Raw genomic sequence first — 22,901 nt, forward strand, 5'->3', positions numbered from 1 at the left:
GATGCTTGATACCCTAAGAAGCGCTAAAAATTCTTGGTTTGCTAGGCTTTTTTTTGCTGTTTTACTTTTATGTTTCATTTTTTTATGGGGTGTACCACAGTTATACACACAAGGCGAGAGAGATTTACTCACCTCTGGCAAGTCGACAATAACTGTTGATACTTACCGCCTTGCACTTGCTGATCAAAGTTTACGTTTAGCGCTCAATTCCCATCTTGGACGAATGTTTACCCCAGAGGAAATACAGCAATATAGAATCTCTGCTTTTGTTCTTAATCAGTTACAACAAGATGTACTTTTTAATGAACAAGCACGTAAAATGAAAATTAATCTTTCAAAAGACATGATAGCCCAGACCATTAGTGCTGACAATATTTTTCAAGAAAATGGAGCCTTTAGTCGAGATTTATTTCTCAATTTTCTTCAGCAATTACGTGTTAACCAAAATGATTTCTTTGATTATTACACTCAAAAAGAAAAACGCAATCAGCTCACTCTAGCTTTACTATCCGGTATGAAGGTACCAGACCTCTTCTATAAAGCCTTTGCTATTTATCAGGAAGAAACACGTATCGCTGATTATTTCATTGTCAATTTAAAAGAAAAAGAAAGTACTGCTGATCCCGATCAAAAAACTTTGCAAAAATGGTTTGATACGCACAAAAATGCATTTCGCGCCCCGGAGTATCGCACTGTCTCTTTATTGTCTATAACACCAGAAAAGTTAGTGCAATTAGAAGATATTTCTAAAGATGAAGCTAAAACCTATTACACTCAAAATATCTCACGTTTTACAACTCCTGAAAAACGCATAATTGAAGAATTACGCTTCCCTACACGCAAAGCAGCTGATGAAGCTGCCAAAAAAATAGCTGATGGTTTAAGTTTTGCTGACTTAGTTAAAGGTGAAAAAAAGACTCTCAATGACATTAAAAAAGGGCCCTTAGTAAAAAGTGAACGCCCTAATTACCTAGAATCTGAGATTTTTGAACTCAAAAAAGGGCAAGTTAGTACTGTTATTGATGATCTGCAAGGTCCTGTAATTATTCGTGTTATAGATATTACACCTTCAAGTCCTATTCCTTTTGAAACTGTAGAAAAGAATATTCGCCAAACACTTGCACAAAACCGTGCTGCTACTGATATGCATAATAAGTATACAGAAATTGAAAATGCCCGTTTTGAAGGAGCCTCTCTTAAAGAAATTGCCGACCAATATAACTTGCCTCTGCGTAAAGTCACCATCGATAAAAAAGGAACAACAATTGAAGGGATAACACTAACAGATTTACCTGAAAAAGACATCTTGTTAGATGTTATCTATCAAGCGAATGTAGAAACTGAGCCTGACCTGCTCTCTCTTCAAGAAGGAGGGTATCTCTGGTATCAAGTAGATACGATCATCCCTTCCCGTGACAGAACACTTGAAGAAGTAAAACAAGATGCCATTGCTCAATGGAAAAGTGAAGAAATCCAACGCCTTCTCGATGAAAAAGCTGAAAATGCTCTCAAACAGCTTAATAAAGGAAAAAGCTTTGATTCTCTTGCTGCTGAATTTGGCGTAAAAAGACAAACGACTCAAGCTTTACGGCGCCAAGATTCATCAGAAGTTTTTGGATCTGAAGATATTAAAGCATTATTTTCTAATCCTAAAGGTCACTATGGCATCGCAAAAGGTACACTCACAACAAACCGTATCATCTATAAAATAACAGCCTCAGCAATACCTGACAATATCACTGCTCAAACCATTTCATCTGATGTCCGCAACAATCTGGATATGATGATAAGAGAAGATTTAAAGCTAGAAATACTCCAAGTTGCGAATAAAGAACACCCAGTGAAAATTAACAATTCTAACTATAATCGCATCTTCAATACTTTTTAGTGAAATTTTATGAACGATTTTACGTATCTAATGATAAAATTGTATAAGCGTTTTGTTTAACAATGGAAAAAGTTAAATAAACTCCTTCCTGGATGACATTGATTTATAATAATTTTGGAAAACGTCCACTCATCGCTGCTTTTGTTATCAGCCAATAACGATGAAGCTGCGATAAAGTTGCATTCTCTTGAAAAACTTTCGCTCCTAATTGCATCGTTCTTTGAAGAGATGCTGGTGTAATTGACAATGGAAGGAATGCTGGTTTGAGTGTTTTAGGTAAAGTGATAGAATGTTCGTAAAACTTGAGATAATGGTCTTTTGATAACGCTACCATAGCTTTAATGATCTCATGTTTTTGTTCATTATTGATGTGATTGAACTCCAACTCTTCCCTTTCCATCCCCATAGCTTTTAACATATCAGAAGGGAAATAGCCTTGATATCGTGATTGCATAAGCGATAAAAGACGCAATATACCACTCAATGCTTGAGCAATTCCTCCATGTTCGTATGCTTTTGTAAAATTTTGCGCTGCATCAAAATCTAATATCTGGCATGCAAGCTGTAAAATTGTACTTGCTGTCTTACTACAATAAGCTTCAAGATCATGAATGGTTGTCATTGAATCATTATAAAGATCAAAAACCCGCGCATCGCAATAACGTAAAAAAGCTGTCTTAGGTAAATTAAACAAAGCAATTGTTGTCAATAAATCATCCAAAATTGGATTATGTTTATTATTTTTTATTTCACCATTGGCAATAGAATCATACCACCAACGTAATCGTATCTCACCAATAAGTGGATCGTGCACACTTTCACGAATACGAGCAATTTCTGCATTAAAAGCGTAAAGAGCAGCTAATGCCCTGCGCTTTTTTTTTGGTGCAAATAAAACTGATATATAGCGATCACGGTCTGTAGCGCGTAAAATATTAAGACAATAAGGGAGAAAATTTGTCATTCTACTGCAAACAACACTGCAGCAACTGCGCGATTTTCAGCTAAAAGAACATTAAATGTACGCACTGCCGCCCCTGTACTCATAGTATCTGTTGAAATATGCTTTTCTCGTAAAAGTGCTCGTAATGTTTCAGGTAATCGCAACAATTCGACCCCAGTACCCACTAATAAAACTTCAATCTGATCTGCTTCTTCTAAAATACGAGAAATATCATCCTGAGTGGGTATAGGCTCTATCATATTAATACTGTAAACGCCCGATGGTACACACATAATAGAACCACGATGTGACATATCAGCGAAACGAAAACCACCATTTCCATAAGCATCAATAGGTGCGCGTCCCGGAAAATGTGCTTCACGGATTTGAATTGCATGAAACATAATAAGCACCTTTTTTAAAAACCCAACTGTCCTTTTTCCTCCCCCCAAAAACTAATAAAAGACCAGTAATAAATCAGGACGCTATAATAGCTCTTATAACAACACTGACACAAAATCTTTCATCAATATTATCAAACAAAATAAGTGAATATACAAAAAAATATTACAAATGATATTTAAACAACTATGCCCAAAAGGAAGATTTATTTTAGCCTATTTGCTTAAAAAATAAGTAATTTCAGTCATATAGCAATTATATTAACAGCTAAAACCGTTCTAATCCTTCATTAATTTAACAACGACTATTCAAAAAATATACTCTCATAGAATAACAATCAAAGATACAATCTTTACCCTAAAATAAAATGGCTTTTCTCTGAAAAGCCATTTTACCTCTATAAGGGTGAAAAATTCTACAAATGCAATTACAGTTTCGACTTACTCTCCTTTGGTGCAACTTTCTCCTTTTTCGTTATTACCGTACTTGCTTTCTTTACAGTTTTAGCTACAGGTTTTTTAGGTGCCTTTACCTTAGCAGTAGATTTTGGCTTTTCTTCCGAAAGTGGCTCACCTTTAATACGAACATCAGCTAAAGTTGAACGAACAACACGAATGCGTACACTATCATTAACTTCAACCTCTAACTCACCCTGCTCATCATAAACCTTTGTAACTTTACCGATAATACCGCCACCCGTTACAACTGTATCACCACGACGCACAGCATTAAGCATTTCCTGCCGCTTTTTCATTTGCGTACGCTGCGGGCGAATAATCAAAAAATACATAATAGCAAAAATCAGAATGAAAGGAACAAAGGTAATAAGCGACGACCCACCAGAAATGCCGCCTGCAGCCTGAGCATAAGCGTTAGTAATAAACATTTTGATCTCCTATAGATTAAACTTCATATATTTCCCCTCTACTAAAATAAGCTTTTGGCTTAGAGAAAGAAAAATTTCTTAGATACTATATATCCTAACCACTACATCATACAGTTTTAGCTTTTCCAAAGGAAATAAAACCTTAAAAGCTAAAACACAACAAATAAATACTTCTAAAAAACGATTTCATTCTGTCCAATACATACAAAAAAATATAAGATCTCTCATAAATTGAAAAAACAACTAATGTAAAATAATTTTTTGTTGCCAAAATTAGATCAATTGATCGCCAATCTTAATCGTATAATATCTTTCGTTTAAATGCTACCTGAACTGATTATTTTGCTAAATTCCAGTAAATTATATTTCGGGTTTGTTAATAACGTCAATTGAGTTGACATAAACTTTATTTGCAATCTTTAATATAAAGAACATCTCACTAAAAACATGTAACAATCTGTTAAAGGACAGCCCATTTTATGGGGCTGTAGAAACATATACAACACAGATTAGTCATTAGTGATTCAATAAATTATATAGTGTAATCAAAATACACTGGATATTGAAAAAAAACTCTTAAACTTATTGAAAATACTGTTTAAAAGCGTCACTCTTCTTACTTTAATGAACCCCTTTAAAATAAGCAATATCACCTTATCATCTTCTGTAATAGTTTTTATTTATTATAATAAAGCTTTAAAAATTACTTTGATAATAGTGTCAAAAATACTTTCAAAATATCATGTTTCATGCAACCTCAAAAAGGTACCATCTATGGCTACCATATATAACTGACAACAAGTACCTTATAGTTATTACTATTTCTGCACGGCTATAAAAAGATGATTCTCTAATCATTCTAGCTTTTAGCTTTTTTATAAATTGCAGTAAAAAATTACATTATAATGTGATGGATACTTACGGTACTCTTTTTATAATAGACTACAAAATAATTTAAAAAACTCATAATCACATCTTAGAATGAACAATAACATACGAAAATCATTCTAATATTATAAAAACAGCAAAATTATAATAGACAAGAACCTGAACAACAGCCTAAATAAGCCGTTGTTAATACACAATCAAAAACGACTTAAAGAATTTTGAATTTTAATAATAAAATGACCCTTCGTTAATTTTCTAAATATTTGATAGGGTCAACAGGCACAGTGTCTTTACGGACTTCAAAATAAACGCGCGGCGTTGTAGCATCTCCTGAAACACCAGACTTAGCAATCTCATCACCACGCCGTACTTTTTGCCCTCTACTAACAACAAGTTTATCATTATGCCCATAAATAGTAATAATATTGTCTTCATGTCGAATCATGACAACATTGCCAAGTTCTTTTAATCCATCACTTGCATAGATAACGACACCATTTTCCGCTGCCTTTACTGATGAACCTTCAGGTACAGTAATTTCTATCCCTCGACTAACTACTGTTCCTTTCTTTTGACCAAAGTGACTTAACAAACGTCCTCGTACCGGCCAACGCATTTTAGAAATCCCTGTTGCTTGTGGAGCAACAACATCATCTGAATCAACCACTGTATCTGATAAAGCAGTTACAGGCTTTTGCAGAGAAGAATCCTGCTTAACATTTGAAGAATCAGTCTTTGTCGCAGATGTAGTTGTTACAGAAGTTCCATACGCAGATGATGGATCCTTTTTACTTTCAACAGAGGATACAACTTTAGATGGAGTTGGAGATGGGGTTTGTGATGTTACTTGAGTATTATTGGGAGCATTCGAAGGTACACTTGTGCGTTCATCTGGGATAATGAGCACCTGACCAACATGGATAGAATGATTATTCATACCATTTGCTAATTTTAACGCCTCAACACTAACTCCTATTTGCCGTGCAATACTTAACAGGGTATCACCACTTTGTACAATATAAGATCCCCGCCTAGAAGTAGGAGGATTATTCACTTGTGAACGAGAAAGTGTTCCAAGATTTTGTGGTGGAGAGCCCATAATTCGCCCATCAGACGAAAACTCTCTGTGCTTATCAGAATAGGATGTGGCTCCCTGTTCTAGAGAATCATATGAACTATCATTAACTCCTGAATCATAAGGTGACTCCACAGGTGGTAGCTCACTGCTTTGTATTACTCCACCTTCTGATAACATTTGTGGGTCATCAGACATTGTTGTGACTGTAGTCGACTGAGCAGGACCTTTATAAAAACCATCATAAAAACGCTGTGTACCAGAACTACAACCCGTTATTATCGTTACTACAACCCAAAGAACTATCCCCTGAAGACTATACCGCATAATGTTACTCAAAAATTCAAATATATGGTTTATTTATTGGCCAATACCCAACTCATTCTATTAAATCTTGCTAATATTACCTAAGAGTTAAAGATTGAATATTTTACCTATAAAAATTTCACAAAAAGACCAAAATGAATTTGTTATAAATAGAGCACATAGATTTCTTCACAACCTCTTAACCTAAAAAATCAAAGTATTTCTGCAACGTTTTCAATAAAGGGTTGATAACGCACTTGAAACATTTCCGAACGTTCAAATTGGCTACCAATTTTCGTATAACGCATAACAGTTTGCACCCCTTCATCTGGCCCAATAGCTTGAATGAGAATTCCATTCCCAGCTAAGATGTCTAAAAATTCTTCTGGTTCATCAGAGCGTGATGGCCAAATAAGAATACGATCAAACGATCCAAAACCCGTAATACCTTTGCTTGCGTCAATCTGCTGTACAATAATATTGTCAAGCCCTAAAATCTGAAATCTTTGCCGCGCCAATTCAACAAGTGTTTTATAACGATCAATCGTTATCACTCGATCACTAAGACATGCCATAAGAGCAGTACAAAAACCAGAACCTGTACCAACTTCTAAAACACGGTGTTTTTTTTTCAACGATAACGCAGCGAGAATTAAAAGTTGTTCTTCTAAACGCTCAATATATTCACCACACTCAATTGGAATAATTTTATTATCATATGCATTCTTAAGCCAAGAAACAGCGACAAAATGATGACGTGGAATTTTCTCAAACGCAGCAAAAAAGCGTAGATCATCGACCCCTTTACTGCGCATTTTCAGTACAAGGCTTGCCAATTCCTCACGAAATTGTAAATTTTTTTTCTGCTCCATAATATCATTCGATTTTTAATGTAACGATTACTCTATTTACATGTGCATTACTTTTAAAAAGCATTCAAATTTTCTGATAAACGCTATTATCATTTATCGATAATAAACGTGTATTGGTGCTTATTTCACACAAGTTAAATAGTAAGACGACTTGTTCCCTTCATATAAGGCTGCAAAACATCTGGAACAATAACTGATCCATCAGCCTGCTGATAATTTTCAAGAATAGCAATAAGACAACGACCAACAGCTGTACCAGAACCATTCAGAGTATGCACAAAGTGTAATGTTTTTTCACCTTTTGTACGATATCGAGCATTCATACGTCGCCCCTGAAAATCTCCACAGACTGAACAACTTGAAATTTCACGATAACACCCCTGGCCTGGAAGCCAAACTTCAATATCATAGGTCTTACGGGCAGAAAACCCCATATCACCAGTAGAAAGAAGTACAGTACGAAAAGGCAACCCAAGTCGTTTTAATACATTTTCTGCACACTCTGTCATACGCTCTAATTCAATTAAGGATTGTTCCTCAGTGGTAATCGATACCATTTCTACCTTCCAAAACTGGTGCTGACGCAACATCCCACGTGTATCACGCCCAGCCGCCCCTGCTTCTGAACGAAAACAAGGTGTAAGAGAAGAAAACCGCAGAGGTAAATCTGATATATCAAGAACTTCACTATTTACTAAATTAACTAATGGTACTTCCGCTGTGGAAATAAGCCATTTGCCATCTGTAGTCTGAAAAAGATCGTCAGAAAATTTTGGTAATTGTCCTGCTCCATAAACAATTTCATCACGCACAAGAAGAGGTACTGAAACCTCTGTATAACCATGTTCATCCACATGCATATCAAGCATAAATTGACCCAATGCACGTTCAAGACGCGCCAATGCCCCTGAAAGTACTGTAAAGCGTGCACCAGATAAACGACTTGCCTGCTCAAAATCCATCTGTTGAAGATTCTGACCAAGATCAAAATGTTCCTTCGGTGCAAAATCAAACGTCGTAGGTGTACCAAAATGCCGAACGACAACATTAGCGCTTTCATCTTTGCCTTTTGGAACATCATTTAATGGAATATTTGGTATAGATGAAAGAGACTTTTCAAGATTTTCAGTCAATTGTTTTTCTTTCATTGAAGCAGAAGAAAGAAAATCTTTAATTTCTTCAACCTCTGCTTTAATACGTTCAGCATTTTTCTGATCACCCGCAGCTAATGCTTGCCCTATTTCTTTTGAAGCCACATTGCGACGTTCTTGTGCGCATTGTATTTTTGCAACGTGTGATCGACGTTCAAGATCAAGCTCTATCAATCTTTGAGCTTGTGGTTCAATCCCCCTATTTTTTAGAGCTGCGTCTAATTTTTCAGGATTTTCACGGATCCATTTAATATCGAGCATTAGAACTCCTTATTTGCATCATTTCTATTTGATTACTTATCATACAAAATATAAACTTCTATTAAGAGGATTTCTTTTTCCTATCCAGCAAGCAATTAAAATTGATATTTCATAAAGAATTATCGTCGGTAAAGCTACTGCAAACATAGAAAAAATCCGACGGTGTTACCATAACCATAATTATAAAAGAAATCAGGATGACCCACTTTCATTTGGACGGCAACATATGAAATGTTAACAACCCGACTTTTGTTAACAGGCTAGCGATAAAGGTAATTGAAAAATCAAACCAAAAATCCAGATAAATGATGTCATAAATCTCAGATAATCAAAGACATGCGCTATAAATTCTATTCTTAATGAAGATTCAGAGAGAGGCTAGACCAAAGTATTATAAGATGCTAATAAACCGTAAACAAATGCACCCCAATTAAAAATAAAATGGTGCACTAATAAAAAATGGTAAAAAAGCCATACGCTTGTTTTATAAAGCTCTGGCACTATAAAACTGAAACCATATAGGAAATGAATAAAATGGCTATCCCAAAAACGGAAAGTTTCATTTTCGTTAAAAAAGTTTCCTATACTTGCTCTGATTAAAGACAAATATTTTCAGGGTCACCACCTGATATCTTTATCACCCACTGATAAGGCTATATCAAAAAATACAAAAATAATCCTTGATGGAAAAAACACATTATAAAATGTGATAAAAATGCAATTAGAGATGCAATAACTTGCTGACGTAATTTAACTTAAGTGCTCTAAAAGCAGTGCTACATTGGTATCAATTGCATCTTTTTTAAAATTCATGATGCGTTTTCACTATTTTTCCTATCTTTAGAAGTCACACCTATAGCTCATGACTATAAACAACAGATACCCTTAACTTTTTATCTCTATGCTTTTATCGCATGTAAAAAACGTCTTTATCTTTTTCCAATTTATGAAATATCGTATTTACATCAAGATTATCTTGGACATCCTTTACTACATCATGAATTGAATCAAAAACTTTCGTTAACCCTTTGTAAGAAATAAGGACTTCTGCTGTCTGATAATGTTTTTTCAAATCATTCAATTCAGTTTGTTTTATTGTGTCATCAAACTGATGTTAAAACTCATTGGCCATCGAACGTATATATATTAGCCTTTATGATTATCTTAAAAAGTTAGGCCAATCTTTTAATTTTACTACAATAATGAAAACAAGTAAGATAATTAAAAATTCTGCCCTATTTAATCCCATATCCCATACATTATTTGTTTACACTCGACTTCCTCACTTAAAGTGATTGATGCTAAAATTATGATTTCATATTACTTTTTAGAAACAGGCTTTTTCCTCTTTTAACGGAAAAAGAATTTCTTTTGGCACTTGACTTGCAAATTTTATTGATAGCAATTGAAATTGTTGAGACCAACATCAATTTCATAGCATGAATGCTCACTATATAAGTGATATTTCAAATATAATTATATTTTATTTGTATATTTCCTTTCTGAATGAAAGGTAACAAAACATCAATTGTCTCAAACTAATATTGTTATGCCATTTTCATTTTTATTCAGCATATTTAATAAATTAAGCTAACTCAAAATTACGCATTTATTTAACAAAAGCTAAGAGGCTTGAAAATTCTTCTCTTAAAGCAACCTCATCTGATAAATCAGGCTTCCCAACCCTAGCATGGGCATTATAAGCACGCTTTAATGCTTTTCCTGATAAAAGCGGAGTAGCATGAGCAATGACAAGCATTTCTTCCAAATTACCATTACAATGAAGAACAATATCACAACCAGCTGCAAAAATTTTATGTGTTAAATCTGAAAGATTGTTCGAACATGTACTCTCTGAAAGAGCTTTCATTGACACATCATCTGTCATTAAAAGGCCATCAAAACCAATCTTTTTACGAATAATATCCTCTATAACTTTTTTAGACAGTGTTGCAGGTACTTTATCGTCAATTGCCTCATAAACAATATGGGCAGTCATTGCAGCTGGAAAATCCGCTAAATTCCTAAAAGGCACAAAATCATATTGTTCTAAAATATCAAGGGCTGCATCTACGCGTGCCATTTTTAAGTGCGTATCGCACAATGCCCGACCATGTCCGGGGATATGTTTCATTACTGGTAAAACACCACCATCTAAAAGCCCCCTAGCAGCTGCACGCCCCAAAGCAGTAACCGTTTCTGGTTCTTGAGCATAAGCGCGCGTTCCAATGACATCATGAGCCCCTACCACTGGTACATCCAATAGTGGAAGACAATTTGCATTAATACCAAGCTTCATCAAATCAAAAGCATGAAGCCGTGACATAATCCAAGCAGCACGAAGCCCTGCTTCCTGATTTTTTTTATAAATAGCTCCTAAAGTTGCAGCCATTGGATAATTAGGTGCTAAAGGTGGGTGCAAGCGTTGCACCCTTCCCCCTTCCTGATCAATGAAAATAAAAATATCATCACGTCCGCTAACTTCACATAAAGACGCAGTAAGTGCTTTGATATCGTCTGCAGTACTAATATTACGCGCAAATAAAATAAAAGCCCAAGGCTTATGCTCAGTAATAAATGCCTTTTCATCATTTGTTAGAACCGGACCTGAAATACCGGTAATCATGGCTTTCATTTCTAACATTATTATGAAACCTTAATGTTTATTTGATAATGATTCATCAATAAATTTTGAGTGAATTGAAAAGATTCTTTTTCCAAATATGCTTTCATAATTTTAAAAAACATTCTAACAAAATAATTCTATTTTTGTTTTACAAGCATTAATATTTTTCTATTGGAAAGCCAAACTTGGCTTGTAATTATTTATTTGTATTCATCATTAGATATTTTCTAACGTTCTAAATTTTAAAACAACTAAAAACTCCGAATATTTTTTGCTATTAAAGTTTCTATTATAGAAAATTGTAAATTACAGCTGTTGAAAGAAAAAAGGAGGTAATTATTATTTTTAATAACATTTCACCAATCTGACATGGTTGAAATTTAATTATAAAGTTTAAGAGAGAGTATTCCCTTAGAAAAACAATTTTAAAAATCTTATTCATTCAAACATTTATAGAATAAATCATAAATAGAACTATCTTTATCACCCATAATAATTCACTATCTTTTGCTATAACTTTAAGCTTAGTGATAATAAAATTACTTAACCCTATAAATTAACACCTCAATTGGAATGACTGAGCTTGTACTTCTTAATTTTTCATTGGGTTGGTAAATGATCTCATTAACAATAAATCTGGTTTATACAAATAGCATTGATGTAAAGAATAATTTAATGGATAAATGCCAATACATAGCGTTGAAGTTTTTCTAGATGTATCAAGCCTTTTTAATCAATATATTGCTATTTATAACAGAGCTCTTATTGATACATAAATTTATTATTTTACATCAAAAAAAGATTTAAAAAGAAATAAAAGAATCTTGGTCAGTCAATTATATATATGATAAAATTTTATTATGAATTATCGGCATATTTATCATGCTGGCAATTTTGCTGATGTTTTTAAACACATTATTGTCACACGCATTGTAGAATACTTCAAACGTAAAGAAAAAGCTTTTCGTGTTATAGATACACATGCAGGAATTGGACTTTATAATCTCTCTTCCCTAGAAGCACATAAAACAGGAGAATGGCGTGATGGCGTGGGAAAGCTTTTGTCAACACCCATTCCGGAAGATGTGAAAACACTCTTACATCCATGGTGTAATGTTATCTATACAATGAATAAAGGAAACAAAGAGCTTATATTCTACCCTGGATCACCTATTTTTATCCGTCAACTATTGCGTAAGCAAGACCGGCTCACTGCAATTGAATTACACAAAGAAGATTACCAAACCTTAGCAGAAAACTTTGCCGGCGATTATCAAACAAAAGTTTTGCATTTAAATGGTTGGCTCTCTTTAAATTCTCACTTACCACCAAAAGAAAAACGTGGGTTTATTCTTGTTGACCCACCTTTTGAAAAACCGGGTGAATTTTCTCGTCTCATTGATGGAATGGTGAAAGCATATCGACGTTTTTCTGGAGGTACTTATGCTTTATGGTATCCTGTTAAATACAATAAAGAAATTGAGAATTTTCTTCACGCTCTACATAAAACGGGAATTCCAAAAATTCTCCAGCTTGAAATGCGTATTAGAAAAAAATTAACACCAACTACAATGAATGGGAGCGGTATGATTCTTATCAACCCTCCTTATCTTCTGGAAGAAGAAATGCAAAAACTTAGTCCTTTTCTTATCAACCGCCTTGGACAAGATAAGAGTGCGCAAATTACCTACAAATGGCTCCATAAAGAATAGTTATAATATGAAAGCATCTTACTTTAAAATAAAGCATTCTTCACAATAAAGATAAATCTATCAAACTGATTAGATAGAGAACTTACTCCACTACAGATTCTTCAATTTCTGAAGATGACAAAAACAGAAATGAATATGACGGAATAACAGTATAAATTTGATTTTCTTTTTTACAAAACCATTCTAAAAATCTCTGATAATCAAACCATAATTAGACTTACTCTTTCAATCAATTTATAGGTAAGATAGGCCAGCTCATAAATTGCCTTATAGAATTATCTTGGTGATCTTTAGTTTAAAATGATAACTAAAAATCATAGAATTTATACTATAATGCGCTTATTTATTGGGAGATAAAACTTCAAACAAATGAATAATAATACTTGACAGAAAACAATATTTCACGTGGCAAACGCAAAATCTTGTTGGAAAAATTGAATGACCCTGAAAAACGATATATCCTGTCTTCCAAATAAAGAAAAAAAACTATCTTTTCTGTCTAACATCATATGGGACAATGCTCACCAAAGAAATGATAACCATAAACTTAAAGGAACTGCACTTATACAAGAATTTGTTAAACACCTTCCTCATAAACCAGGGGTTTATCGAATGTTTAATGAAAATGGTGACGTTCTCTATGTTGGTAAAGCGCGGAATTTAAAAAAACGCGTTTCAAGCTATACCCGTGAACAAGGGCATAATAACCGTATTATCCGTATGATTAGTGCGACATATCATATGGAATTTGTTGTTACCCATACAGAGACAGAAGCATTACTTTTAGAAGCTAACCTCATCAAAAGATTACACCCACGTTTTAATGTATTACTGCGCGATGACAAAAGCTTTCCCTATATCATTATCACTGATGATCACCGAGCACCTGCACTTTACAAACATCGTGGTGCTCGAACACGAAAAGCCCATTATTTTGGTCCCTTTGCCTCTTCGGGTGCTGTTGCACAAACAATCAACGCTTTGCAACGTGCTTTTTTATTAAGAACTTGTGCTGATTCAGTTTTTAACAATCGCACACGACCTTGTTTGCTTTATCAAATTAAGCGATGTTCAGCCCCTTGTACACATGAAATCAATGATAGCGATTATATAAAACTGGTTCAAAAAGCAAAAGCTTTCCTTTCTGGAAAAAGCCAATCGGTAAAAAAAGATATGGCTCAAGCTATGCATAAAGCCTCAGAAAATCTTGATTTTGAACAAGCGATTGCTTATCGCGACCGTTTATCAGCCCTTTCTCATATACAAAGCCATCAAGGCATTAATCCTCAAACGGTAAAAGAAGCGGATGTATTTGCAATTGCACAACAAGGAGGAATGACCTGTATTCAAGTGTTTTTTTTTCGCATGGGGCAAAATTGGGGAAATCGAGCTTATTTTCCAAAAGCAGATTCATCTTTCTCTAATGCTGAGATTTTAACAAGTTTTATCACTCAATTTTATGATGATAAACCAATTCCAAAACTCATCCTTTTATCGGAAAAAATTGAAGAAGAAGCACTTCTTACAGAAGCATTAAATCTAAAAGCAAATCACAAAATATCTCTATCCTTACCGCAAAAAGGTGAACGCAAATCTCTTGTTAATCACGCTTATACCAACGCTTATGAAGCGCTGGGACGAAAACTTGCTGAAACAGCAACACATATAAAACTCCTTCAAGGTGTTGCTGAAACATTTCAACTACCCTATACTCCACGGCGCATAGAAATCTATGACAATTCACATATCATGGGTACCAATGCGGTAGGTGCGATGGTTGTTTTCGATCAAACAGGATTTATCAAAAATCAATATCGCAAATTCAACATTCGTTCGACCGATATTACACCTGGTGATGATTTTGGCATGATGAAAGAAGTTATTGAACGAAGATTTTCACGCCTTATCAAAGAGCATGGCTTGCCCAATAGAAACAAAGATACAAAAAATGATAGTGATAATTCTTTTCCCATTTGGCCTGATCTTATCTTAATTGATGGTGGTGAAGGACAAATAAATGTCGTTCGTACATTATTATCTCAATTGGGATTAGATGATTTTGTCACAGCAATCGGTATAGCAAAAGGTGCTAACCGTAACGCCGGTCGTGAACGATTTTTTATAAAAGGAAAATCACCTTTCACACTGCCCTCACACGATCCTATTCTTTATTTTTTGCAACGTTTACGTGATGAAGCACACCGTTTTGCGATCGAAACCCATAGAACAAAACGAAAAAAAGAAACATTTAAAAATTTACTTGATGAAATCGAAAATATAGGCCCCACAAGAAAATCCGCTTTGCTTAACCATTTTGGAAGCACCAAAGCCATTGCCAACGCTTCTGTTGAAGATTTAAACAAAGTAGCAGGTATTTCCACCGCAATGGCACAAAAAATTCATAACCATTTTAATGAAAAATAAGGACTTGCTTCATATTCATTGCCTTGTTACGTTTATAAAATATGCTGTACTTCACAAAGGATTGAAAACGGCTCGATGGAAAATCATACTTTTTCTTTTCCAAATATTCTGACTTATGCACGAATTGTCGCGGTTCCATTAGTTGTTGCGTGTTTTTTTTTAGAAGGACGGCTACAATCAAGTGATATTGGGCGCTGGATTGCTGTTTTTATTTTTGTGATTGCATCTATTACAGATTTTTTGGATGGTTATCTTGCACGCATTTGGAAACAAACATCCAATATCGGCCGTATGTTAGATCCAATCGCAGATAAACTGCTTGTCTCATCATGTTTGCTCCTGCTTGCTGCAGATAGCACTATTGCTGGGTGGACACTTTGGGCAGCTATTATCATTCTTTGTAGGGAAATTCTCGTATCAGGCTTACGTGAATATTTGGTTGAATTAAAAGTTAGTGTTCCTGTCTCTCGTCTTGCAAAATGGAAAACTTCTGTACAAATGGTAGCCATTGTCTTTCTCTTAGCGGGCCCAGCTGGTAATAAAATTTTCCCTTATACAATGGAATTTGGCATAATTATGCTATGGATTGCAGCTCTTCTCACATTATGGACAGGATGGGATTATTTTCGTGCAGGCTTAAAACACGTTATTACATAAAAGACAAATGATAAAATTGTGGCTTAATCAGCGATTAGAAAAATATCCGGCACTATGTACTGAAATGTAATGTTTTAATATCAATGGTAAAATCGGAAAATATGCAAATAATAAAATAAAACCATCGATTACAATGATGCATTTTTGAGCTTCTGTCATGAAAAATACTCCATTGCATATATTTGAAATGGAGTATTATCTTAAAACAATCAAAAAATTTATATGATATTTATGTTATGAACTTTTGAATAAAGATTTATAACTTAGCAGAAAAAATCCTGAATACTATTTCAGGATTTTCCACTTTTCGTACATGCTTTCATTAACCAACGATTTCAATATCGGAAAACCAATAAGCTATTTCTGTTTTTGCAGATTCAGCACTATCTGAACCATGAACAGAATTTTCACCAATCGACAAGGCATATGCTTTACGAATTGTCCCTTCCTGTGCATCAGCAGGATTCGTAGCCCCCATAACTTCACGGTTTTTCGCAATTGCATCTTCACCTTCCAAAACCTGAACAACAGTTGGACCAGAAGACATAAATTGTACTAACTCTCCAAAGAAAGGGCGTTCTTTATGAACCGCATAAAACCCTTCAGCTTCATGCTGACTCATCCACACGCGCTTAGATGCAATAACACGCAAACCTGCATCTTCAAGCATTTTAGTAATTGCTCCTGTTAAATTACGGCGCGTTGCATCGGGTTTAATCATCGAAAAAGTGCGTTCTACAGCCATTTGATTACCTTTAATTTCATAAAAAATTACCTTGTTATTCTATAAGGAGCCTTTTGCCAAGTAACCGTTAGTGAATTTATATCAATTTTAAAATTGCATATTTTTACAAAGCTTATCTCTATAAAATAGAAATGCTATCGGTCAATGACTTCACACCTACAAAATCATCTTCTATTTTCTACAGGTCAAATTACTTATATGTTTCAAAAGCAGGCAAAACAAAGACTCCTTTCTCATTCTATGAGATTTTATTTGACTTAAGAATACCTCGTTTGTTCTAAAATATGTCTCTATGATCTAAGGGTTAAATAGGAGGACAAAATACAAAAAAACACAACACACAATAACACATTAAGGTTTAAATACATTAAGGCTTATTATAACAAAGTACATTTTTTAAAAATAGGTCTCATATTGAAGTATTTATTTGCAATAAACAAATACATATCTAAAGTTGATCAAAAAACAAATAATCGCATACTTAAAAACTATAACGTATACCCAAAATCCCCTGAAGTGACTGCATCATTTTATAACCTTTAAGATATTGAGCTTCTGTATAAAATGTTAAATTTTTGCTGACAAAACTATTCAAACCTATTGCCAATTTACCTGCATTGTCAGACAAGTCAGTAATAAATTTATGCCGTTTATTAATCATTGTATGATTACTATCTATATACTCACGCAACCAAGCGGCCGTTACATAACCTACTAATGAAGCATTTGTATTAAAGTTAAATGCACGCCTAATAGATAAACCAATTTCACTACGTAATGAAGTAGATGAGCTTATATCACCTATCATACCATTGGAAAGCTGTATTTCTTTACCTGTAACCTGTAACCATGTAAATTGGCTATAAGGTCGCACCCAAGTGCTCTGCCCTATTTGAAAACGATACCCCCCTTCCAAGGATGTACCTATCGCCCATTGATTATAGTCTCCTTGGATAGCCAAACCACTTGTAGAAACTGCTTTAAGATGATTTTGGTAACGATTATATTTCAAAATATTATCCAAATACCAACCATATTCATTTAAATAGGTCGCATAAGTTCCAAAGCTATAAGTATTCATACCACTGACACCACGACGAACATGATTAATACGTGCTTGATCATAACTACCAAAACCACCAATATAAAGATTTCCATATAGTAACTGTGCTACCCAATCAGTACCCAATATTATTCCTGTTTGATCTAACTTAAAGTGTGTATGACCTGTAGCAATTCGTTCTTTGTTCTTGATCGTATATGTCCAGAAAGCTGCATTCTTCCTACTTCTCTCTAAAATACCCCTTCCAGCACGCAAACTTTGTAACTCATTGTTAAAAACAAGTTCAGGAGCAACCGCTAGAGATAGTACTGCATCAGTTGAAGGAGTAGTTAAAAAATCAGAAGCTTGCGGTTCCTCTAAATCAAGCTTCGAAAAGTTTAGTTGATGCTGACTTAAGTGCCGACGAGAACGTTTCTGAAATTTAAGCTGAGTGTTCTGATCTTCTGCAGATGGAGTAGTTGACGGATCAGCAACCTGCGAGCTTTCTAAACTAAGCACTGGAGCATCAGGCTCATCCTGATTCACATGCCGACGAGAACGTCTTCGAGGTTTAAGTTCAGTGGTTTGATCTTCAAGAGATCGAGCAGTCGACGGATTAGAAAACTGCTGACTTTCTGAGCTAAGTACTGGAGTATCAGACTCATCCTGATTCATATGCCGAGGAGGACGTCTCCGAGATTTAGGCTCAGCAGCCCAATCTTCCATAAATGGAACACTTGATGGACTAGCAATTAGATATTGTGAATCTAAATACCGACGGGATCGACTCTGACGTTTCATCTCAGAAATATTTGTACTCAAATACCAAATTCTCCCATTTTTTCTATCTTTTGTGATTGTTCTAGACTGCAAACCATACAGGTAGGTTCCACCATCAAAAGCATTAATATTTTGACCAGATCGATCTACTAAAGTAAAATTAGCTTTTCCGCTTTTATCAGTAATTAAATTTAGTTCGGTAACTATATGATTTTTTTGTAAGAAAAAATTTGTAATTTCAGTGCCTGAATCAGTAACGCTTATTTTGTGACTACCTATACCATCATCAATTAAGAGATAATCACTACGGTCTTCTATGTTACTCAAATTAAATTGGAAATGTAAACTACCTGAAAGACTTTTAACATAAAGTTGTAAATGGTGAGGATTATACTCAACAGAAGCAACACTAACTGTTCCATCCCCACTTAAATTTTCAACACTAATCCGAGAATTGTTTTTATCATTCCACGTACCAACAGAAAACAATGATATACTTGGTTGTCTACTTACAGTAATATTTTTCTCCGTAATATGATTTGTAGGATCACCAGCATAAAGGTGAAGATGTCCAGAATTATTAACTATTGTTTTCCCTGTTAATGTTGCGCCAGCATATACCCACGAATTGGCGGAACCTTTAATCGTTAGATTTTTCACAGATCCACTTTGATATACTATTTGAGTAGCATAATCTGTTAAAGTAACATCTTCAGCCTCACCTCCTGCCAAAATGCGCTGCCTACCATTTTTAGAGACTTCAGTCTTTGATGCAATGCCACCTTTTTTTGTTCGTACTTTATAAATATTTTGCTCTCCTTCTTGCATAACTTGTGTATTCCAAGCTTCTCCACCATCATATACATTTTGTTGCCCCCAAACTCCATTTTCACCAGAAACTACGGCATCATAAACTTTGCTATTATTAGACGTACCTGTAGAATCATCCTGATTGAAAACAAACTGCACACCACCCTTAACTTTAGTTCCAATTGCCTTTCCTTGGTTCGTAATGATCTGTTTTCCACCTTTGTAAACAGTAGCATCCGTTGAGGTTCCACCATTCTGAACAATCTCAATACCCCCACTTTCTATTCTAATATTCTGACTGACACTCCAAGTAGTGCGTGTAGAATTGGTTAATGTCTCTCCATAGGAAAAATTTTCTAATAGTCTATTTCTTAGCGACTGATCAAAACTACTCGAATTACCTTCACGTGCATCTGCATTTTGTATGAGAAGACTACTCATTAATAATATCGAAACATTTAGTCTGTATTTGTGCTGCACAATCTACACTCCATTATCAATAATTAAATAAATACCCCTCCTTCTTAACAGAGCGTTCCTGTTTATATCATAATGTGTTTTATTTATGTCGTAATGTGTTTTATATGCAGCGATAATAAATTTTAATCAGAAATTGCTAAAGCACTTTTTAGCGGATTTCTTTAGCTTGTAAAAGCAAATCCGTGTAGAAAAAATGAAAACAATATTCTTCATTTAAAAATACAAAATGAAACAATTTAGAGGTTAAACCGTTTATGCAGAATGATATACCTCTATCCCCCTGCTGCTTTTAAAAAAGATTTCTTATTACATTTAATCTAATGCTAAATTTAATACATAGCATGATTAGTAGTAACAATACATATTCCCTCACTCTTATCATGCCCTATTATTATTCTTATACAATTAAATCGTAACAATACTGACTCGACACTAATATGAAATTCTTATAACTATTAAAATTTTATCTTAATATTTTAATTATCTATATTAAAAGGAATATCCTATTCATGTCTATAAGCGTAGAAAGACAGCGCGTAAATCAAACAAATTCACCTATTCGAATTTTGTTAGCAAGCCTTGTTGGCACAACAATTGAATATTTCGATTTTTACATTTTTGCAACTGCTGCAGCTCTTGTATTTCCTTATTTGTTTTTTCCACCGCAAAACAATCAACTGGCTATTCTACAATCTTTCCTTGTTTTTGGTGTCGCTTTTTTTGCCCGTCCTCTCGGATCTATTATTTTTGGACATTTTGGTGATAAAATCGGACGAAAAGCAACACTTGTCGCTGCTCTTCTCACAATGGGTATTTCAACAGTTATTATTGGCATTCTTCCCACTTATGAAACAGTCGGTTGGTGGGCGCCTTTTCTTTTAACTATGTGCCGTCTTGGTCAAGGAATTGGATTAGGGGGAGAATGGGGTGGAGCAGTTCTACTTGCAACAGAAAACGCTCCACCGGAAAAACGTGGTTGGTATGCAATGTTTCCCCAATTAGGATCTCCAGCCGGTTTACTTTTATCTATTGCAGTTTATTTTGGGCTGTGGAATATACTTGACTCTGACCAACTTTTCACATGGGGATGGCGTATTCCATTCATTGCTTCAGCTTTTCTCGTCATCTTAGGATTATGGGTGCGCACTTCAATTGGTGAAACACTTGAATTTAAAAAAACGCTTGATCATGAAGAGCGTGTCAAAATACCCGTTATCAATGTGTTCTTCAAACATCCACGGATTGTGCTTCTTGGTACATTTGCCAGCATGACAGCATTTGTCTTATTTTATTTAGTCACTGCCTATTTATTAAGTTATTCAAAAAATCATCTGCAATTACCATTTAATCAAACACTGCAAATAGAGATGATTGGAGCTATTGTTTTTGGCCTTTCTATTGCCCTCACTGGAAAATTCGCTGATCGTATTAAGCGCAGAACTTTGATGATTTGGGTAACAATAAGTACTGGTATTTACTCTTTTGCAATTCCCTACTTCCTACATTCTGGAATTATAGGCGTTCTTGCAATGTCTATCATTGGCTTAATGCTTCTAGGGATTACATATAGCCCGTTGGGTACCATTCTTGCATCACCATTCCCAACAGCTATTCGGTACACTGGTGTATCCTTAACATTCAACTTAGCTGGTATTGTTGGCGGATCTTTTGCACCTTATATTGCAGAATCTTTGGTGCAGCATTTTGATGTAACTTACGTTGGCTATTATCTTCTCTTTTCTGCTTTTATTTCACTTATTTGCTTTATTTGCTTTACAGATAAAGAAATATCTTACTAAGATACAATGAAATATAATAAAATTAACGCTGGCGGCAGAAATGCCGCCAATTTTATTTTTAAAGACATTGGTCGAGGCACACTCCACCATAAGATCCCAGCAAACAATACACAAAGAAAAAAGAATAAAATATCTGCAATGTAATCAATATGAATGACAGAAAATATTTGTGATAGAATATGCGTTGTACCCAACCATGAAACACAAAAAAAAGCCAGCATTACTGACCATAAAGCAAGTAAAATCCGATCAACCACCGCTATTATTCCATTTGAATATTGTGATTACAGGCAACATTTTTATTGCTCCCTAAAAGAAAAATAACAATAAAACTAATGATTTTCCTTCTAATTTTTTCATAATAAAGAGTTTTTTATTAATTATCCCGACAATACCAATAAATTAGAATAGAATGATAAACGCTATGCATATCAAATTTGTTTTTCCCAACCGCGATTTTCAGTCTGTTTCCAGTAAGTTAAATTATGGTTTTCTGTTCCATATTCCTTCCACTGTGCGCGAGCGAGATTCAATTGCTCGTTATTACGACCATCAAATATCACTACAAGCCGTTGATAAATATTAATATCCGGACAAACTGCTCCCTCTATAAGAAAGCGTATTTTTGAATCATTCGGGTTCTCATCACCCGTAGTGAGAAATACAGGCTGAAAATTTGGATATTTATCGCATTCAGTTCCATGCCCAATAAATGATCCCTCAGCGTAAACCCATAAACGAGTATCTATGGCATCGCGCTGTTCTTCACTTATACATTGTATTGTTACTCTTTCAAAACGTGCAACTGCACGCTCTACTAAAACTGGTAAAATATCTTCTAATGTTGACTGTGTTAAATGATAGAACAGAATATCCATCTCTTAATCCTCATCACTCTTTATCGAAAAAGTGTAGCACTTTTTTTAAAAACATTTCTGTATTTCTAAAAAGAGAAGGAACGGTTTGGAACACCATATTTTTTTCTTACTATGTGTGTATTGTTTTTTTTGTAATGTATTAAACAATAGCAAAAAGAAACAAGAAAAATCATAATTTTAAAAAATAAATAAAAAAATTTATTCTATGTTATTTTCTTAGCTTTTCTTGATACCATACTTGAAAAAACATGGCAAAATGAATTAAGATTATTTAAC

Annotated in this window: 16 protein-coding genes and 1 pseudogene; 5 read left to right on the forward strand and 12 right to left on the reverse strand. The window is 34.5% G+C overall.

Annotated elements, in window-relative coordinates:
* Position 1 precedes the first annotated feature (1 nt).
* Complete coding sequence (locus GGR10_RS01375; protein WP_182479565.1) at positions 2–1,888, forward strand: peptidyl-prolyl cis-trans isomerase; 1,887 nt, start codon at positions 2–4, stop codon at positions 1,886–1,888.
* Positions 1,889–1,991: 103 nt separating this feature from the next.
* Here GGR10_RS01375 and GGR10_RS01380 read toward each other — a convergent pair whose 3' ends face one another.
* The 8 genes and pseudogenes from GGR10_RS01380 to nagZ all read right to left on the reverse strand — a co-directional run bounded on the left by GGR10_RS01380 (position 1,992) and on the right by nagZ (position 11,316).
* The gene (locus tag GGR10_RS01380) at positions 1,992–2,852 is read right to left on the reverse strand and encodes a phytoene/squalene synthase family protein (RefSeq protein WP_182479566.1); all 861 of its coding nucleotides are present in this window, start codon (positions 2,850–2,852) and stop codon (positions 1,992–1,994) included.
* The gene (locus GGR10_RS01385; RefSeq protein WP_182479567.1) at positions 2,849–3,235 is read right to left on the reverse strand and encodes an Mth938-like domain-containing protein; all 387 of its coding nucleotides are present in this window, start codon (positions 3,233–3,235) and stop codon (positions 2,849–2,851) included. The genes GGR10_RS01380 and GGR10_RS01385 overlap by 4 nt, the downstream gene beginning before the upstream one ends.
* 425 nt (positions 3,236–3,660) lie before the next feature.
* Positions 3,661–4,119, reverse strand: a complete 459-nt coding sequence (gene yajC / locus GGR10_RS01390; RefSeq protein ID WP_182479568.1) for a preprotein translocase subunit YajC — start codon at positions 4,117–4,119, stop codon at positions 3,661–3,663.
* A gap of 1,135 nt (positions 4,120–5,254) precedes the next feature.
* Positions 5,255–6,409, reverse strand: coding sequence for a M23 family metallopeptidase (locus GGR10_RS01395; protein ID WP_182479569.1), 1,155 nt, complete (start codon positions 6,407–6,409; stop codon positions 5,255–5,257).
* A gap of 191 nt (positions 6,410–6,600) precedes the next feature.
* A complete protein-coding gene (locus GGR10_RS01400; RefSeq protein ID WP_182479570.1) occupies positions 6,601–7,260 on the reverse strand; it encodes a protein-L-isoaspartate(D-aspartate) O-methyltransferase in 660 nt (219 codons plus the stop codon).
* Positions 7,261–7,394: 134 nt separating this feature from the next.
* Positions 7,395–8,672, reverse strand: a complete 1,278-nt coding sequence (gene serS, locus GGR10_RS01405) for a serine--tRNA ligase (RefSeq protein WP_182479571.1) — start codon at positions 8,670–8,672, stop codon at positions 7,395–7,397.
* 39 nt (positions 8,673–8,711) lie between these two features.
* A pseudogene (tatC, locus tag GGR10_RS06820) lies at positions 8,712–9,485 on the reverse strand (twin-arginine translocase subunit TatC).
* A gap of 796 nt (positions 9,486–10,281) precedes the next feature.
* Positions 10,282–11,316, reverse strand: a complete 1,035-nt coding sequence (gene nagZ / locus GGR10_RS01410) for a beta-N-acetylhexosaminidase (RefSeq protein WP_182479572.1) — start codon at positions 11,314–11,316, stop codon at positions 10,282–10,284.
* Between the two features lie 842 nt (positions 11,317–12,158).
* Between nagZ and GGR10_RS01415 the strand changes: the two genes are divergently transcribed.
* From GGR10_RS01415 to pgsA, 3 genes are all read left to right on the forward strand, one after another.
* Entirely contained in the window at positions 12,159–13,010 is an 852-nt protein-coding gene (locus GGR10_RS01415) for a 23S rRNA (adenine(2030)-N(6))-methyltransferase RlmJ (RefSeq protein ID WP_182479573.1), read from the forward strand.
* A 438-nt stretch (positions 13,011–13,448) separates the two neighbouring features.
* Positions 13,449–15,434 (forward strand): excinuclease ABC subunit UvrC, encoded by a 1,986-nt coding sequence (gene uvrC, locus GGR10_RS01420; protein WP_182479574.1) that lies wholly within the window; start codon positions 13,449–13,451, stop codon positions 15,432–15,434.
* Positions 15,435–15,509: 75 nt separating this feature from the next.
* Entirely contained in the window at positions 15,510–16,091 is a 582-nt protein-coding gene (gene pgsA, locus GGR10_RS01425) for a CDP-diacylglycerol--glycerol-3-phosphate 3-phosphatidyltransferase (RefSeq protein WP_010703580.1), read from the forward strand.
* Positions 16,092–16,413: 322 nt separating this feature from the next.
* Here pgsA and ndk read toward each other — a convergent pair whose 3' ends face one another.
* Positions 16,414–16,836 carry a nucleoside-diphosphate kinase gene (gene ndk / locus GGR10_RS01430; RefSeq protein WP_182479575.1) on the reverse strand — a complete coding sequence of 141 codons (423 nt, stop codon included), beginning with the start codon at positions 16,834–16,836 and terminating at the stop codon, positions 16,414–16,416.
* 481 nt (positions 16,837–17,317) lie between these two features.
* A complete protein-coding gene (gene bafA / locus GGR10_RS01435; RefSeq protein ID WP_182479576.1) occupies positions 17,318–19,948 on the reverse strand; it encodes a BafA family autotransporter in 2,631 nt (876 codons plus the stop codon).
* Positions 19,949–20,457: 509 nt separating this feature from the next.
* Between bafA and GGR10_RS01440 the strand changes: the two genes are divergently transcribed.
* Complete coding sequence (locus GGR10_RS01440) at positions 20,458–21,747, forward strand: MFS transporter (protein ID WP_182479577.1); 1,290 nt, start codon at positions 20,458–20,460, stop codon at positions 21,745–21,747.
* Here the strand turns inward: GGR10_RS01440 and GGR10_RS06825 are convergent.
* Positions 21,744–21,968, reverse strand: a complete 225-nt coding sequence (locus tag GGR10_RS06825) for a hypothetical protein (protein ID WP_051101994.1) — start codon at positions 21,966–21,968, stop codon at positions 21,744–21,746. The two genes, GGR10_RS01440 and GGR10_RS06825, sit on opposite strands and share 4 nt — an antisense overlap.
* A 210-nt stretch (positions 21,969–22,178) precedes the next feature.
* Complete coding sequence (locus tag GGR10_RS01445) at positions 22,179–22,625, reverse strand: DNA polymerase III subunit chi (RefSeq protein ID WP_182479578.1); 447 nt, start codon at positions 22,623–22,625, stop codon at positions 22,179–22,181.
* Positions 22,626–22,901 lie beyond the last annotated feature (276 nt).

This window comes from Bartonella chomelii (assembly GCF_014138465.1).
Taxonomy (GTDB): domain Bacteria; phylum Pseudomonadota; class Alphaproteobacteria; order Rhizobiales; family Rhizobiaceae; genus Bartonella; species Bartonella schoenbuchensis.